This is a genomic window from Calothrix sp. PCC 6303, assembly GCF_000317435.1.
In the GTDB taxonomy this organism is placed as follows: Bacteria; Cyanobacteriota; Cyanobacteriia; order Cyanobacteriales; family Nostocaceae; genus PCC-6303.
This window is the reverse complement of sequence record NC_019751.1, coordinates 2,585,984-2,604,680: the sequence shown is the minus strand read 5'-3', so window position 1 is coordinate 2,604,680 and position 18,697 is coordinate 2,585,984. Positions and strand designations below refer to the sequence as shown.

Annotated in this window: 9 protein-coding genes and 1 tRNA gene; 8 read left to right on the top strand and 2 right to left on the bottom strand. The window is 38.9% G+C overall.

Going from position 1 to position 18,697, the window contains the following annotated elements; genetic code table 11:
* Positions 1 to 31: 31 nt before the first annotated feature.
* Positions 32 to 104 (bottom strand) — tRNA-Phe (locus CAL6303_RS10575).
* A 142-nt stretch (positions 105 to 246) separates the two neighbouring features.
* Here CAL6303_RS10575 and dprA point away from each other — a divergent pair.
* Together dprA and CAL6303_RS10565 are read left to right on the top strand one after the other, a co-directional pair.
* On the top strand, positions 247 to 1,383 hold the full coding sequence (dprA, locus tag CAL6303_RS10570; protein WP_015197843.1) for a DNA-processing protein DprA: 1,137 nt from the start codon (positions 247 to 249) through the stop codon (positions 1,381 to 1,383).
* 50 nt (positions 1,384 to 1,433) lie between these two features.
* Positions 1,434 to 4,211 carry a response regulator gene (locus tag CAL6303_RS10565; RefSeq protein WP_015197842.1) on the top strand — a complete coding sequence of 926 codons (2,778 nt, stop codon included), beginning with the start codon at positions 1,434 to 1,436 and terminating at the stop codon, positions 4,209 to 4,211.
* A gap of 12 nt (positions 4,212 to 4,223) precedes the next feature.
* Here the strand turns inward: CAL6303_RS10565 and CAL6303_RS10560 are convergent, their stop codons facing one another.
* Positions 4,224 to 5,114 (bottom strand): response regulator, encoded by an 891-nt coding sequence (locus CAL6303_RS10560; protein WP_015197841.1) that lies wholly within the window; start codon positions 5,112 to 5,114, stop codon positions 4,224 to 4,226.
* 261 nt (positions 5,115 to 5,375) lie between these two features.
* Between CAL6303_RS10560 and CAL6303_RS10555 the strand changes: the two genes are divergently transcribed.
* From CAL6303_RS10555 to CAL6303_RS10530, 6 genes are all read left to right on the top strand, one after another.
* Positions 5,376 to 6,626, top strand: coding sequence for a response regulator (locus CAL6303_RS10555; RefSeq protein ID WP_015197840.1), 1,251 nt, complete (start codon positions 5,376 to 5,378; stop codon positions 6,624 to 6,626).
* Between the two features lie 952 nt (positions 6,627 to 7,578).
* Entirely contained in the window at positions 7,579 to 10,107 is a 2,529-nt protein-coding gene (locus CAL6303_RS10550) for a beta strand repeat-containing protein (RefSeq protein WP_015197839.1), read from the top strand.
* A gap of 112 nt (positions 10,108 to 10,219) precedes the next feature.
* A complete protein-coding gene (locus tag CAL6303_RS10545; RefSeq protein ID WP_051036640.1) occupies positions 10,220 to 10,798 on the top strand; it encodes a hypothetical protein in 579 nt (192 codons plus the stop codon).
* Between the two features lie 80 nt (positions 10,799 to 10,878).
* Complete coding sequence (locus CAL6303_RS10540) at positions 10,879 to 12,354, top strand: DUF11 domain-containing protein (RefSeq protein ID WP_015197837.1); 1,476 nt, start codon at positions 10,879 to 10,881, stop codon at positions 12,352 to 12,354.
* Complete coding sequence (locus CAL6303_RS10535) at positions 12,351 to 15,899, top strand: hypothetical protein (protein WP_015197836.1); 3,549 nt, start codon at positions 12,351 to 12,353, stop codon at positions 15,897 to 15,899. Before CAL6303_RS10540 ends, CAL6303_RS10535 begins: the two co-directional genes overlap by 4 nt.
* Entirely contained in the window at positions 15,899 to 18,511 is a 2,613-nt protein-coding gene (locus CAL6303_RS10530) for a DUF11 domain-containing protein (RefSeq protein WP_015197835.1), read from the top strand. Before CAL6303_RS10535 ends, CAL6303_RS10530 begins: the two co-directional genes overlap by 1 nt.
* The last annotated feature ends 186 nt before the right edge of the window (positions 18,512 to 18,697 follow it).

The window sequence follows — 18,697 nt, the reverse complement described above, 5'->3', positions numbered from 1 at the left end:
AAGCTGTATGCTTCAAGGGTTTTGTGAGTTATGCCAGGAACGAGACTTGAACTCGTGACACGAGGATTTTCAGTCCTCTGCTCTACCAACTGAGCTATCCCGGCTTGGTGTAATTAATTTTTTCTCCTTAAACAACATAGCAAAGCTTTCATAATTTTGCAACTATCTCGGAAAAATATCTGATTTACCAAGTTTAAGTACTAATTTGGGAATAATTAGTACAGCAGCATTCATGAGGGTGGGAAGTTGTTTGAAGAACGTGCATACTGGCTGGTTTGGTCGCAAATTTCTGGTGTTGGTCCGGTATTGCTACAACGTTTGCAACAACATTTTGGTTCGCTTGAGGTTGCATGGAATGCCACTGTTCAAGAGTTAGGACAGGTTGATGGTTTTGGGATACAAACAGTTCAAAAGGTAGTGAAGGAGAGAACTGCTTACCGAAATCCAGCTAATTTTTGGCTTGAACATCAAGAACAAAATCCGAATTTATGGACTCCTGCTGATGTGGAGTACCCGCGTTTGTTACTGGAAACTGCCAGTCCACCGCCTATTTTGTACTATCGAGGAATATTTTCATTAGAAGAAAATCTAGGACAAGTTCCGTTGGTGGGAATTGTGGGGACACGTCATCCTAGTGAATATGGTATTCGGTGGACGCGACAAATTACGACTTTATTAGTGAAAAACGGCTTTACCATAGTTTCTGGTTTAGCTGAAGGGATTGATACCGAAAGCCATACAGCGGCTATTAAGTCTGGGGGAAGAACTTTGGCGGTTGTGGGTACTGGTGTTGATGTTATTTATCCGGCGAAAAATCGGGACTTGTACCGCCAGATTTTAACACAGGGGTTAGTTTTGAGTGAATATGCATCAAAAACACCTCCTGATAAAACTCATTTTCCTCGACGTAATCGGATTATTGCTGGTTTATGTCGCGCTGTATTGGTGTTGGAAGCACCCTTAAAATCTGGTGCTTTAATTACTGCTGATTATGCAAATGAGTTTGGACGTGATGTTTATGCTTTACCTGGAAGGTTGGACGATTCTTCATTGCAAGGATGCTTAAAGCTATTATCACAGGGTGCAATCCAAATTCCCCAAGATTTAGATGAGTTAATCAAGATGCTAGGGGCTATTCCGCAGATTAATTTTGTGCCGGAATCTGTGATTGTTTCTGCGTTACCGCAACTATCACCAGAGCTACAAAAAATCATTGATGCGATGACTTCGTTAAGCCGTGCTAACGGAGTTGAAGCAGTGCCATTGGATTTAATTATTCAAGAAGTTGCAATGCCTGCGGGTTCGGTTTCGGCGTTTTTGCTAGAGTTGGAGTTGATGGGTTTAATATTGCAACTACCAGGTATGCGATACCAAAAATGTTAGGAGTCGTGTCAAAATAAATTTTGTAAACTATTAAGGTTGATAAAGTAATAATGAGAATTTTACTTATAGATGGTGACGAAATATTTTCTAACCTTCTTAAATCTAGGTTAAGTGAGCAAAATTATATAGTTGATAGTGCAACTGATGGACATAAAGGATGGCAATTTATTGAAGCATATAATTATGATTTAATTGTCTTAGATGTAATATTACCAAAGCTAGATGGAATTAGTTTTTGTCGTCAATTACGTGCAAAGGGTGTACGTGCTTCAATTCTACTTTTAACAGCTAGAGATACCAGTAGTGATAGAATCATGGGTCTTGATGCAGGGGCAGATGACTACGTAATTAAATCTATATCACTGCCAGAGTTAGCAGCTATAATTAGAGCTTTATTACGTCGAAAATCTCCAATCTTATCTTCTGTAATAGTTTGGGGTAATTTGAAACTTGACCCGATACAGAATGAAATAAGTTATATCAATATTAAACTAAATTTGACTACAAAAGAATACTATTTACTTGAATTATTAATGAAAAATAGTAATAAAATTCATAGTAAAAGTAGTATTCTAAGTCAAGTCTGGTCTCTCGAAGATGAAGTTCCAAGTGGAGACACGTTAAGAACATTAATCAAAAGATTGCGCCAAAAACTGAAATTGGTTGGTGCTACAGATTTAATTGAGACTGTCTATAGCTTAGGATATCGTTTAAATCCAGCGTTGGAAAAAAAAGTTCCAAATCAATATCATTGTAGTCCACTGGAGAAAAATGATCAAACTATAACGAAATCGCATAAAAACACAAAAATCAAGAAAATATATTATAAAATAATTGAGAATCTAGATGTAGTAGAAAAATATTTACAAGATATTTTTGAGAATAAACAGATATCAAATAAGTTAGAAAAAATTAAATGTAATATCAATGACATCATTGAATATCTAAGTATAATTAATTTAGATGTAGCATATAAATTAGCTCTAGAATTAGAAGAGAACATACAAACAATAATACAGAGAAAAACATGTTTATTAGTAGATGAATATACACTAGTATATAATCTTGTTAAAGAGATACGGTTACTGTTGTTAAGTGCAAACAATTCCAGTTTTCCTGAAGCAAATAAGATAAATTATAAGTATCAAAAGGCTAGCTTAGAGCCGATAACTCAAATATTGATAGTCGGAAATAATCAAGCGTTATATGATCGGATATCTACAGAGGCAGAATCACAGGGAATAATTAGCGTTATAGCTAATGACACTGAATTAGGTTTAAAAAAAGTAAAAGATACTTCTCCACATCTCATAATATTAGATATTTCAGGTTCTAATGTAATCGATGAAGCCTTATGTTTTATAGATAATGTATCTGTTTTTTCTGATTCTACTCCTATATTGGTTTTGATGAATGATACTAATAGTATTAATCGCTTAGTACTAGCTCGTCGTAAAGTTAGAGGTTTTTTAGAACAACCTTTAACTGCTCAAAGTATTTTGGAAAATATTATTCAAGTTATAAATTCAAAAAAGAAGAAAGAAGCTAAAATACTGATTTTAGATGACGATCATCTTATTTTACGTTTTACACAAATATTATTGGAACCTTGGGGTTTACAAATTAGCACTTTAATTAATCCTTTGCAATTCTGGGAGCAACTTGAAAATATAACACCTGATTTACTAATATTAGATATTCAGATGCCGGATATTAATGGCATAGAATTATGCCAAATGATACGCAATAACTCAAAATGGGCTTGGATGCCAATTTTGATTTTGACAGGAGATCGCAATCCTGAAACTATTCAAAATGTTTTTGCTGCTGGTGCTGATGATTTTGTTAGTAAACCAGTTATCGCACCAGAACTAGTTACTCGTGTCTTGAATCGTTTGGAACGAAGTCGCTTATTAAGGGAAAGAGCCGAAATTGATCCACTTACTGGACTATTTAATCGTCATCGCTCTAGTGTTGATTTAGAAAGATTACTACACTTAGCAAAACAATATCAACAACCTTTTTGTTTAGCAGTACTGAGTATTGACAACTTAGTTCAAATCAATCGTAATTATGGGCATCAAATAGGTGATAAAATATTACGCCAATTAGCTTACACTTTACAAAAAGAACTTCGTAATGAAGACATAATTGCTCGTTGGGATGGTGCTGAGTTTGTTATTGGAATGTATGGTATGACTCGCAATGATGGTGTTGAATGGTTCGCAGAAATTATAGAATTGATGCAAATATTAGAGTCTTCAATGCCTCACTCCGAAAAAATGCAGATGATATTAAGTGCAGGTGTAACGGACTATCCAAATGACGCTAATGATATTCAAGGACTTTATCAAGTAGCGACAAAAGCTTTAGATAAGGCAAAAAAAAATGGTGGAAATCGTGTGTTTAGTAGTAACTGGCAACCACTGATAAGTCAAGCTATTACAGTTTTTGATATAATTTTACTACATCATGATTCAGGATTTGCTACATCTATTATGAAAGCATTATCAATACGAGGTTATCATGCTTGTTGGTTGCAAGATAAAGATAATATATTTAGAAATTTGGCAGGACAGAATCCTACTTTGTATGGAAAGGTAATTTTATTAGAAGATAATTTATCTAATGCTTCTGGGTTAGAAGTTCTTGAGTCTTTTAAAAAATATAAAATTACTCAACGTTCAAAAGTTTTCTGGCTATCTCATAAGTCTTTAAACCAGACAATTGAATTAGAACAGGCAATGAGTCTAGGATGCTTTGAGTATATAAATGTTCCTTGTAATATATCATCGTTCATGCAGCAAATAAATCAAGCTTTCAGTTAGTTAGTTAGTTAGTTAGTTAGTTTGTTTGTTTGTTTGTTTGTATGTATGTATGTATGTTGTATTTTTTAGATATTTTTTTCGCTCATTTTCTAAAGCAAGTTTAACTGATCCATACTCTGATTCTATTTTGGATATTTGTAAAGCAAATTTTTCTAATTCTTCATTGACTGTCATAACTTCTAACTCAGTACAAAGTATAGCCAAGTTAACTGCTCCTAATGTGGCGCTAGTAGAAGCAAGTGTATGAGTAGCTCGTCGAAGTGGTTGATAATTATTTTGCTTCATGTAAATATGAATATCATCTAAAACTTTTGGCGTTTCTTGGATGTAGTAATCAATAGTTTCAAATAAAAATTCTAAAGGGTCTATAGATGGATTGAAACTAGCCATTTGAAGAATATCGTACAAGCTAGCAGCGTGAATTGGACTATCGTTCTCTTGTTTATTTTTTAATTCTTCCGTTTGTATATCCTGAATACCATGTTGATTTTGAGTGGTATTTAGTTGATTTTGAGTGATATTTAATGGCTGAATTTTTTTGAGAACGTCCATCAGTTCTTTAATACGGATTGGTTTCGATAAATAGTCATTCATTCCTGATGCTAAACATTTATCACGTTCTCCCCACATTGCACTGGCTGTTAACGCAATTATCCAAGGACGAGTATTTGCAGTCCATTCTTGATAAATTCTTTGTGTAGCGGTCAGTCCATCCATTTCCGGCATCTGCACGTCCATTAATACAACATCATAAACTTGGGAATGCAATATTGACAGTGCTTCTAAGCCATTATTAGCTGTATCAGGTTGATATCCCATGCCTTCGAGCATTAATTTAATCATTCTTTGATTAAGAATATTATCTTCAACTAAAAGTATTCTTAGAGGATGCTTTTTCGCCATTTCTATGTCAATTTTTACTTCGTTGGCAACATTGCGATCAGTTCTATTATTCCCATAGATTTGCTATTTCTATCATTTGCCTAAATACTCTGGATTTTCAAAAATATTAAATACGTAGAAACTTTGTCACATTTTTGTCACAACCTGTCGATTAAACTTGTTTTAGGATTAGTTGGATCTAATGCTATTTAAAACAAATCTAAATTGTGAAATTATACTTGGGTTTAAAAATTTCGACTTACAAGGAAAGGAGATAAAACAATGACGCTGCATCACCAATCAGTAATACCCGATACTTTAATTGATGAATTTATGACTTGCACTAGGCTACAGTACAATGGTAGGCTAAACATCTCATCTGTTAAAGGACAAAAATGGTCTTTTTACTATAGATTGGGGCGTATTGTTTGGGCAACTGGTGGAATTCACCCGTTTCGGCGTTGGCGTAGAAATATAGTCAAGTATTGCAAAGATCTTGATTTTAGTCAGATGGTATTGCGATCGCAAGACATGACCGTTGAACATTGGGATTACTTATCTCTGGAAAGATTATACAAAGAAGGAAAGGTTGGACGAGAAGAAGTCAATGATGTTGTTGACAGCACAATTGCCGAAATATTATTCGATGTAGCACAGCAGATTCACTTTGGCAACGTTGAATGTCATATTTTCGGGATTAGCGAGAGTGTACAACGCAACGAGGAAACTATCCTTGATGCACCAATGAGTTTTTCCCGCACAGATGCATCCTTGAGAAATATAGGTGAATCGTGGCATAGTTGGGTCGAGACTAACTTAGGGAATTTTTCTCCAGATTCAGCACCCGTATTACGTCAACCGCAACAACTTCAACAAAGAGTCAGTGCAACTGCTTATAGTAATTTTACGAAATTAATTAATGGTCAAAATAGTTTGCGGGATTTAGCTGTGAGAATGAAGCAAGATGTACTATCTGTTGCTTACTCTTTACTTCCTCACATTCTTCGTGGAACAGTTGAATTGGTGGAAGTACCTGATTTGTCATTACCTATTGAAGAATATACAAATGTTTCTAGTATTTGTAGTATTCCCCGAAAAAATGATTATCAGCTTCCTCTAATAGCTTGTATTGATGACAGTCCTCAAGTTTGCCATATGCTGGAAAAAATTATCAAAGGGAATGGAATGAATTTTATTGGTATTTCTGATCCCATCAAAAGTTTACCAACTTTGATTCAAAAGAAGCCGGATTTAATTTTCTTAGATTTGATTATGCCAGTTGCAAATGGATATGAAATTTGTACGCAGTTGCGAAGAGTAACTTGCTTTAATAATACCCCTATAGTTATTCTAACTGGCAGTGATGGTCTTTTTGACCGTGTACGCGCTAAAGTTGTTGGATCTACAGATTTTATGAATAAGCCTATTAATGCTGAGAAAGTTATTGCCACTATTAATAGATATTTACATAAATATTCATCAAGTATTGAAACAGCAGACAAAATATATAGTATGAAATCCTGCTATATTTAATATCAATGGATATCCAAATTGTGAAACTACACCTAAAGGATCAAGTAGATCAGGTGCAGGTATATTCTGTCTGATTTGAGACTTTTTATCGGTAGTTGAAAATATTTTACTATTATGTTTACTTTCGTTGATGGTAAGTAATATCACTTAGCAAAAAATAAAAAACGTCAATATTTTCAGTAAAATTCAGTGTGTATACTTTGGTTATTTACTGGATTAAAATGTATACTTTAAAAGCATAAATCCTATAAGTATAAGATATACAGAGTTTATATAATTTTTCTGGATCAAGAGATAAATTAGCATAACTCAAACACCTTATACATTTTTGCTTTAGTCACAACTTTGTCACAACCTATTTTTTATACTGATAGCATGATTGATTTTACGGTTTAGTAGGAAGTTCTATGACAGTTCTAAATTAATTCTGAAAATGAAATAAAATGAAGCAAATTTTAGGAATGTAGCAATGTAATACCTTTGCTGACATTTTTTTGAGTTGTGGAGATATATTTCTATTTTTTATAACTTATTTAGGATTGCTACATATCTATTTAGATTGGATAAGATTATTCTATTTTCTCTGTTTTGAGATACATTTAATATCTATTATCTACATGACTCATATGTGATTTATAAAACACATTCAGGGTATCTTATCACGAACTTTAAGCCACCGTCTTGCGGATTTTGGTGCGTTAGATTAAAGCTATAACAAACTCTACATATGCTTATTTTTTTTAAAATAAAATTTAATTTTTATATATGAAATTATCCTGGGCGCAGTGAAAAATTTTGTTTTCTCTAGATGAATCATTTGTTGGCTAAAGAAATCTGCATAAGATAATTAAGATAATAATGATTAATCAAATTAGTATTTAGCAATTTTATTTTCCCATAAATTCGATTCTATCACCAAAAGTGTAATTATCTACCTTGAATTATTTTGGAAATGAAAACTTTAAAAAATCAAACTTACAAAAATCAAAAATTTCGGCAACTGGTAGCTGCAATATTATTACTCAGCAGCACTTTGGGAATAATATCACCTGTACTTGCTCAAGTAGCTGCGGGTTCGGATATCAAAAATACCGCAACTGCAAAGTTTAAGGACGATGCAGGAACAGTATATAACTCAAGTTCTAATGAAATTATCATCAAGGTTGCTGAAGTTGCTGGAATTAATATTACTGCTCAACCACCCAGCGTCACTAATCCGAATGCAGGTGACACTCTTTTTGTTGATTATATTATTAGCAATACAGGTAATGATCCCACTCAATTCTTTATTCCTGGTACTGCGACTCTTTCTGACAACACAAATTTTAGTCAAGACGGGAAAATTCAAATTATTGCGGTGAATGGTACGAATTTGGGAGCAGCAGTTGAGGTTCCTAATACTGGTGATACTACAGGTAAATTACTAACAGCTAACGGTTCAATTCCGGCAAATTTTGGCAGTGCAACAAATGGAACAATCAAAGTACGTGTACCAATTAAGGTTGCAGTAGGAACGGCTTCAGGAACAAACTTAACGGTTACTTTGGGTAATACTAATAAACCAGCACCAGACAATCAAAACCAAGATCGTAGTACCGATATTGATGCTGATGATTTTTACACCGTAGATAATGCTGATGGTACAACTAGTGAAACGAATGGAACACCTGGAAATGGTGTCCGTGAGGCAATGGCAACTAGCGCTACTATTACCGTCAATGCTCGTCAGCAAGCTTTCTCAACTGTATTGAAGGCAGTATCTAGTTATAGTAGTGGAGCAAATGCCAATGATATCAGTGATGATGTTCTCACCTACGCACTTGCACTGAAGGTAGAAAACCCCGCTTCACCACCATCTGGATTAGTTGTATCTGACTTGTATGGTACAGGAATTAAAGTTGAGGGTTTGACGACAACACCTTATGTATTGGTATCTGATGCAATACCCACGGGGATGAAACTGGGTAATGCAAATCCCGTTGCACCGAGTGGATGGCAAGTTGTTTACACTACAGATGATTTAGCAGTAAATGCTCTGAATGCTAGTTGGTTAACTACTCGTCCAAGTGGGACAATTACTAGGATTGGTTATGTCTACGATACCACCACAACACCATTAGCGAAAGGTTCGACTACCACTGGTTTTAGCTTTACAGTCACACCAGATGCCGGATTTACTGGTGAACAGATTGCAAATATTGCTCAGACATTTGGACAATCAAAACCGGGTGCTGTAGTTCCGGGTACCGCAACTCAGATAGTTTACGATGAATCTGGAGACCAAACCTCTAACAACGGTTTGGATGGAACAAACCCAGACTCAACAACCGCAGGTGGTGTAACTCCTACGAATGGAGGAATTACTGACGGGAAAGCAGATATAATAGCAGATGGTGTTGACCCTGGTACAGGTAATGATCCAACTGCAAATAACACCAACCAAGGTAATAATACTGGTGCCGGAGCAGGTACTAAACCAGTAGGTGGTGAGGTTAATATCTACGTAATTGCCGCAACTCCGTTGAATGGTCCCAAGGATCAACCGGGAGCAACTGGACCAACTGGTACTAATGATGACTTCACGAATAAATCGATTGTTGTTCCTGCTGATAAAAATCCAACCGACACTTTAACGGATACGGAAACAACTCCTATCACCTTTGACAATACTGTTAAAAATACCAGTGGTGGTTCCCAGATTATTTCACTATTACCAACTCCCCCAACAGTTACAGGTGACTTGCTAGATGGTACAAAGGTGACGATTAAAGATGCTAATGGTAATACTGCAATTTATACTTATACCGCAGCAAATGGATTTACCTTTGACTCAGGAACAGGTACCACCGCAGGTAATCCCATCAGTGCAACTAATCCCATCAAAGTGACGGTAGCTGCTGGGGATGTTGCAAGTTATCAGGTGATAGTTGATTTACCTGCTGCACCACAATTGAAGGGTTTCCCAGTACCGATTACTGCTTTTGTGGATGTGAACGGTGATGGTAAACCCGCAGGTGAACCTAGCAATATTACCATCGATCGGGTATATACAAATTACTTGGAATTGAAGAAAGAAGCACGAATTTTAGAAGCTAATGGAACTCCTGTTAGTGGTGCTGCGGGTACATTTACAATCAATCAAGCAGATTTAGCAGTAGCAGCAACTCCCGGTAGGATTATTGAGTACCGGATTACCTACACCAATATTTCCACAACTGGTGGTGCTAATAGTGTAATTCTGCCTGTTAAGGATTTGGTGATTACCGAGAATGGTTCCACTGGTGGTAATACCTGGTTTAGCACTACTGTGGATCCGAAATATTCCGCTACTGTAACGCAGGGTTCTGCGGTTGGTACAAGTGTGACTGTGACGACTGCTGCAAATGCTTCCGTGACTGATATTCAACAGTACGAAGATGCGATCGCAAATGTCAATCCTGCGGGAACTGGTACATTTATCTTCCAGCGAAAGATTAAGTAAATTACCCTAATCCCCCCCCTTATAAAGGGTGGAATTGCCTGAAGTTTACTTGGTATTAGCTTTTAGCTAACTAAAAACTCAAATTTTTACTATTTCTAAGCAAAAGGAAAAAATGATGAAAAAACAAAATTTGTATTTAGCGGGATTAGGGATAGCAACGGTTGTATTATCTCTGTTACCGATGGGAAATAAACCTGCAATCGCTCAATTGCTGGAAAGCGGAACAATGGTAGTTCAGAATGTTCTCCAGCAACCTAAGGTAAGTTTAAATTTGGTTGCAGATAAGCAAATTATTCAGAAAAATAATCAAGGTCAGGTGATAGTAAGTTGGAAAGAACTGGATACCAAAAAAGCGGTTTTACCTGGAGAAGTAATTCGGTTTACGGTGTTGGGAAAAAATCAAGGTAATAAGTCTGCAAAGAGTTTAAATATTGTTCAGCGTATTCCCCAAGGGTTGATATATCAACTTAAATCAGCAACAGCCTCAGTTAAGGATACCACTATTACTTATAGTATCGACCAAGGTAAGACTTTTGTGGCGAGTCCAATGGTGAAAGTAACTTTAGCTAATGGCAAAGTTGAAGAACGTCCCGCACCAGATTCAGCTTATACCCATCTGCGGTGGGATTTTAAGCAACAGCTACAACCAGAAGCATCATTGCAGGTAGCATACCTGACGAAAGTTCGCTAGTTGCCTTCGTAGTAGCACTGAACCCGGATTTCTGAAGATTGCGCTAAAGCGCTACTACAAAATGTTATTAGGTTTTTATCATGCATCTTTCAATCATAAAAAAAATAATAAAACGAATTAATCGCTGTCGATTAGTTTCAACAAATTTATTAATAGCAACTAGTTTAATATCACAACCTGTTTTTGCTGCTGGATTAATTCAAAATACAGCAACATATAGATTTAAAACACCAACGGGAGAAAATATCTCTGGGGTGACAAACCAATTAAAACAGGAATTAATTGACCCTTTTGGTCGAATTCGCGGTTGTGGTGGTGAGGTTTTAACTGATTATACTGGGTTCAGTGTGGGGTTGTATGAGGTTGGAGCAAAGGATACTTTAGCTGGTTTGGTACCTTTAACTCGCACTGGTTCAGGGACTGATTTTACTGGACTTTCACCAAATATACAGAATGTCAATCCCTTTTTCTTGGCAAATGACGAACCTAGAGGTGCATTTAACTATTTATTAAACCGCGATCGCGGTCAGCTTGAAATAGGCAAACGCTATATCTTAGTTGTCAATCCACCTGCTGCTGCAACAGGGTTTAGTCAAAGGCAAATCCGCATTGTGATTACGAATGTTGATAATGTTGCTAAGACTGTATCCTATACGGCAACTGCCCTGGATGGGAAGGGCATTAGTCAAGATGGGGATTTGGCAACATTTAGCACGACGGTTGCTATTAATGACGCGGTAACTACAGGTTTTACCCTCTCAGCAATTGATTTATTAGATCGTCCAATCTGCGTTGGTGCTGCTCAACCAATTCAGATTACCAAAACCGCAGATAAAGCAGCAGCAGAACCGGGGGATACGGTTATTTATCGTCTTTTGGTGCGGAATTTAAATAATGTCCCTGCGACTCAGGTTGCAATTACAGATGTTTTACCAACGGGATTTGTGTTTGTGGGTAAATCTAGCCGTGCTGAACTCAATGGCAATTCTGTAATTGTTAATACTAGTACAAGTGGTGCCAATATTACATTTAACGTTGATGGAACGATTCCTCCGGAAGGTTCTGTAAATCTTGTCTATGCAGTGAAACTTAGTCCTGATGCGGTGCGGGGTTCTGGTGAAAATATCGCTAGTGTTATAGCTCGTCGTCCTGATAATAACGCCGAATTGCGGGATGGTCCTTCCCGTTATCGGGTGAAAGTTCGCTCTGGAATTCTTAGCGATTGCGGTACGTTAATTGGTCGAGTATTTGAAGATAAGAACTTTGACGGAGAACAACAAACTGGTGAACCTGGGATTGCAAATGCTGTAGTAATTCTGGATGATGGCAACCGTATTACTACTGATGTGAATGGGTTATTCTCGGTTGCTAATGTCATTTCTGGTAGTCGTACTGGAGTGCTGGATTTGAGTAGCGTTCCTGGATACAACATTGCTCCTAACCGTAAGGTGAGGGAACGCAATAGTCAATCTCGCTTGGTACGTCTGGAACCCGGTGGACTTGTTCGGATGAATTTTGCCGTCACTCCTTGGAATGGGGAGGTTCTGAAAAAATGAAAACTTTAAAATATACTTTTATCGCTCCTCGTTTACTTGTTTTAGGGTTGTTTGCCGAATTGCTTTGTTTAGGTTTGGGTGGAAATATTGTTAACGCTCAACAGAATCAAGATGACTTGTCTCTAAATCTCTCTCCTGAGAAGAGAGAGACTTTGAATTTAGATATGGGTTCTCAGGGAGAAACAAAAACTGTTGCGACTCCACAATTAAATTCTGATAACGGGATTAAATTTATTGAACCTGTTACAGGCTCTATTATAGATATTCCTACGAGCGCGATCGCGTTAGAGTTTCCGCAGGGTTCCCAAATAGAGTTACGTGTTAATGGGGTGTTGGTTGATAACAAACTCATCGGACGTACTGAAACCAATTCTCAAACCAAAACTATTACCCAAATTTGGTATGGGGTGGGATTGCAGGAAGGGGAAAATACAATTACTGCTCAAACTGTGGTGAATGGTGTTACTAGTCAACCTATCACAACAAGGGTGACGGTGCGGGGTACTCCGAAGCAAATTACCCTAAAAACCTTAGAAACCAGGATTCCAGCTAACGGACGTTCCACAGCTACAATTACAGGGGAATTGTTGGATGCTGGGGGAAACCGTTCTAACCGGGATGCTTTTGTTACTCTGGAAGCAACTGCGGGTGAGTTTGTGGAGAAAGATGCAAGTGAGTCCCAACCAGGTTTTCAGGTACAAGCAAAGGAGGGACAATTTAAAGCATCTTTGCGTTCGGTACTCCAAGCGCAAAATGTGCGAATTCAAGCCAAATTAGGGGATATTGATGCTTTTACCCAACTACAATTAGAAACAGATTTACGTTCCTCCTTAGTTACAGGTGTAGTTGATTTGCGGTTTGGGAAACGGGGAACTGATTTTTATGGAAGTTTCCGCGATTTTCTGCCACCCGATAAAAACTATAATTATCAACTGGATGGCAAAGGAGCAGTATTTGCCACTGGTAAACTTGGAGATTGGTTATTTACAGGAGCATACAATAGTAGTAGAAACTTGAATGAGACATGCGACCGCACTTCCAGTTTATACCGCGATACTCAATCTTGTGAGCAAGCATATCCTGTATATGGTGATAGTTCCACATCAGAAATATTAACTCCTTCCCAAGATAGTGTTTATGCGAAATTAGAGCGTAGTTCTCCTGGTGGTGTTGGTGTCGATTCCTTGATGTGGGGAGATTACAACACAGAGGAATTTGCAAGTCGTTCCCAAGAGTTTACCGCAACCAATCGCCAACTTCACGGCTTTAAGGCTAACTATAATTTTGGCAATCTCCAAGCAACAGCAATTTACGGTAACAATATCCAAGGATTCCAACGGGATACCATATCCCCAGATGGGACAAGTGGATTTTACTTCCTTTCCCGTCGGATTTTGCTTCCTGGAAGTGAGAATGTATTCTTGGAATTGGAAGAATTAAACCGTCCGGGAACTGTATTATCACGGAAGCAGTTAAACCGGGGTTCTGACTATGAAATTGATTATGACAGAGGTACATTACTATTTCGTGAACCTTTGCTGCGAACCGATGTTGATAATCAAGGACAGGTATTAGTCAGACGGATTGTTTCCACTTACCAATACGACAACCAAGATAATAGTAGTAACTTGTATGGTGGGAGATTGCGTTATCATCTCAACCGCAATCCTAATCAAGAAAGTTGGATTGGGGGAACTTACCTAACTCAAAACCAAGGTGTACGCAACTTTGAAATATATGGTGCTGATGGGTTATTTTCCCTCAGTCCAAAAACCAACTTAATTGCCGAATACGCCCATTCCCGTAACGATTCCGATATCATGGGTTTTGTCAGCGGTTCTGCTTACAGATTTGAGGTAAATAGCGAAATCGCCAAAGGTATTCAAGGACGTGCATTTTACCGTCAAGCGGAAACAGGTTTTGCTAACGATGCAACCATCAGTTTTGTACCTGGACAAACCCGCTACGGTGGGCAAATTAGTGCAGCACTTTCCCAATCTACCCGTTTACGGTTGCAATATGACCATGAAAAAAATGAAGGTATCGCACCTCGTCAACTAAATACCTTAGAAGACTTACTCACACCTCGTACCCAAGCACTTCCCGGTACAAAAGTCGATAACTCCCTGACAACAATTTCCGCAGGAATTCAGCAGCAAATAGGTAAGGCAAATGTAGATGTAGATTTACTATTCCGAGATAGGGAAGACAAACTAGTACCTGAAGCAACAGGAACATCAACTCAGTTGCGTTCAAGATTAAATTTCCCCCTAGCAAAAAACCTCACATTCCTCGCTCAAAACGAAACAAGTCTTTCCAGCAATACCGATTTAGTTTATAGCGATCGCACTGTGTTGGGATTAAACTATATGGTGACTCCGGGAGTCAATCTACGTTTAGGACAGCAATTCTACACCAACGGACAACTCGCTGGACAATCAATTACCAGTTTTGGTGTTGATGGTGAATACAAACTTGGTTTTGACACCAGTTTAACAGGACGGTACACCCTCCTGGGTGGAGCAAATGGAATGACAGTTCAAGGTGCTATTGGTTTAAACCAACGCTGGGTAATTTCCCCTGGTTTAAAGATGGATTTAGCCTATGAGCATGTTTTTGGCAACTTTGCAGGTGTTACAGGTGCAGGAACCCAATTTATCCAACCTACAGCACCCGGACAAAGTGCTGCTTCCCTCGGTTTTGCAGGTGGCGATAGCTACAGTGCTGGATTAGAATATAACGATGGCAAAAACTTCCAAGCAAGTGCGCGCTATCAGCACCGTAGTTCATCAGGAGGAGCTAATACCGTAATTTCCGCAGGAGCAACCGGCAAAATATCACCATCGCTTACAGGATTACTCCGTTACCAACAAGCGGGTTCATCCAACTTGAAATTATCAGGTATCGAAGATACAGCTAATTTCAAACTAGGATTAGCATTCCGCGACCCCAACAATGACAAATTCAACGCTTTACTACGTTACGAATACCGCAAAAACCCATCCACAATCCCCGACTCCATCTTAATAGGTGGTGGTACAGGAGTCGAAGACCACACATTTGCAACAGAAGCAATCTATGCACCAAATTGGCAATGGGAATTTTACGGGAAATACGCTTTACGTAACAGCACCACCTTTCTAGCAAATGATTTAGTTGGTACCAGTACAATCTCCCTATCTCAACTTCGTGCAACCTACCGTCCTGGTTACAAATGGGACTTAGTAGGGGAGGCAAGATGGATATCCCAAGGTGGACTCAACTATAGTGAAACCGGATATTTAATTGAAGCTGGATATTACATCACACCAAACCTGAGATTAGCAGGGGGATATAGCTTTGGACAAGTAAATGATAGAGACTTTAGTGGTTCTCGCAGTGATGGTGGTTTGTACATGGGTTTAACGGTGAAGCTGAACGAATTATTTGATGGTTTTGGATTACAAAAACCAGTTCCGAAACCGCGACAGGAGCAAAAATCGTTGACACAGATTTTACGCGCAGCAAAGACAACAGAAAGGGTGAGTCGAGGAGTGCAAAATTAATGAAAACACCAATTACTCATCTACAACGAATCCAAAAACCTTTTACCAAACTCACTTTATTACTGTGTACCTTAAGTTGCTGGGTACAACCTGCTAAAGCCGAAGGTAGCAGAGAATTAGTTCAAAACGGCGGGAATCGTCCTTTCACCGAGTGGAGAACCGATAGAACCGCAGGGATTTTGCGGCGTACCGTATTAAAGGTTTATGTTAACAAGGACGAAGTGATTAATCTGGGTTCTAGTGCTGTAGGGGTTGATAAAGGCGATATTTTGCTATTTAAAGATGGAGATAACGTCGATTCGACAACACCGACACTCAAGTGCAGTACGGCTGTAGATAAAGGCATATTAGATACTAGGGCAAAGGAAATAGCCGGTCCACTACCCACTACTGGGGGTTATACGCCCTGTACTTACACAGCACCCGCATCAGGGGTATATCAAGTAGTATTTTACGGAACTGATGGAAAAACCTCTACTACCGATCCTACTACAGCAAACGGTGTTGACTATATCACCAATCCATTGACTACAGCTGCTCAAAAAAGTGCTGTCTCCATGTGGGACATTACAGTAAGAAGCAGTGCAACCTCAACAAGCGATATCAAAGGTCGAGTCTTTACCGACTACATTGCCCTAAATATGGGTGCTAACAACCGCTACTTAAAATCAAACATATACATACTAACTGATGATGGCTACCGATATAGTACCGACTTGAGTGTTGGTAGAGGAATCGATCCTTATGGTTTTCTTTTCTTTGCCAACGAGAAAGGTTTACTAGCCCCAAATGGTCAACCACTCTACCACACTGGAAAAAAAGCAGGAGATAGTGCCATGACACCACCTCTAGATGGGGGTGTGACAATTCAAGCACCCAAATATCCACTATTTTTTAATCCCCCTAGTAACGATGCCATTTCTGGTTTAAACGTATCCCTGATTGCACGGGAACCTTTCCCCGCAAGCAACTTTAAATTCACTGGAGGTGTTGGTGGTAGTGGCAACCAAACCCCTGAAAGCGTGGGGGGTACCTTTAGCTTTGATGCACCCCAATCTGGGGGCTTTCAAATTATTATTGATGCTGATAACGATGGAAACTATAATACGGCTAGTAGCGATCGCATATTAGAAGGTAGTGCGGTTGGAGGTTCTAATACTATTATTTGGGATGGAAAAGATGGTGGTGGGAATGTTTTGCCAGCGCGACCAGGTAATGCACCCTACAATGCCAGGATTACCCTGAAAGGGGGAGAATACCACTTTCCCCTCATAGATGCCGAATCAGCTGCTGACGGGTTCAAAATCGAAATGCTCAACCCACCTGGTCCCTTTTCCAACGGTGCAAATCAAACAACTATCTACTTCGATGAACGTGACTATAAAGTCTCAGAGACAGATGTGACGCTGGGTTGCAGCCTTGCGGCAGGACTACCTGTATGCGATGGACGAGGTGGTGTTGATAGTGCATTAGGCGCACACAAATTTGGAACAAACACAGGTAATTCCACTGATTATGGTGATCGAAAAGCCATTGACACCTGGATTTACTTTCCCAGTTCCGCTGTATTGACCCCACTGATAATTATTCCTCCTGGCACATTAACCGCAGATAAAACCGTTGCTTTGGTTGTGGATAGCGATAAATCTGGTGGTAGCACTCCCCTAGGTAGTCAGGTTCCCACCCCTGGAGATATCCTGGAATATACAGTTATTGTGAAAAATACTACCACTACCACCCAAAGGGATGATGTTGTTCTCAAGGATACAATCCCTGTGAATACAACTTACGTTCCAGGTACATTACATATTGATGGGACAATTAAAACTGATGGTACAGGTGATGACCAAGCTGAATTTGCCAGTTCTGAAACCGTATTCAGATTAGGTACGGGGGCAAACGCAACCACAGGTGGAACTTTAGCAGCTAACGCAACCAGCACGATTAAATTCCGGGTCAAAGTTAACGATCCATTACCCAACGGTGTTACAAAAGTATCCAATCAAGCAGTTGTTTCTAGTAATGGCATACCTAATATTAATAGTAATGACCCCGGTACACCCACAGCAGACGACCCTACAGTCACTAAAATTGCCCCCCGCTTGCGTTTGGTGAAGCGGGTGACAGGTATCAAAAAGGCAAGCAGCACAGCAGTTACTCCCGTTGGTGGTTACAACGATTTAGCTACAGATGTAAACGACGATGCCGCAGTTAGTTGGACTCCCAACGCCAATACTTATTTGTTAGGCGCGATCGCATCCGAGGATATTCCCACCAATCCCGGCGCTCCCGCACCCCAAGACGAAGTTGAATATACAATTTACTTCTTGGTTGACGGGGGAATTACAGCCAGAGATGTGGATATTTGCGATTTTATCCCCGCGAACCAAACCTATGTTGATGGGACAATGGAACTGAATTTGAACGGGGGAACCACGAGTGCGATCGCAGATACTCCCGGTGCAAGTGGTGGCTTTTACCCTCCAACTACAACTTCTTTTCCTGATGCTTGTTCAGGTACAAATAACAGCCGAGGTGCATCTCACTTTAAAGTTGGTAATCTTAATTCAAATTCCTACGGATATGTTCGGTTTCGAGCTAAAGTAAATTAGCTATCAAAAAAACACCAGCTTTCCATAGAAGGGTATCCCTGTAAAAATAATCAGCTAAAATGTAACCAACGGAATCAATGCTAACTTGCGTTCCGTCGTGGCAGTGTTAGCTGAAACAGCAAGAAGCCTCACGTCTCGCAGGGGAGTTAATATTTACTTTATAAATAAGCTCTTGGCATCAATAAC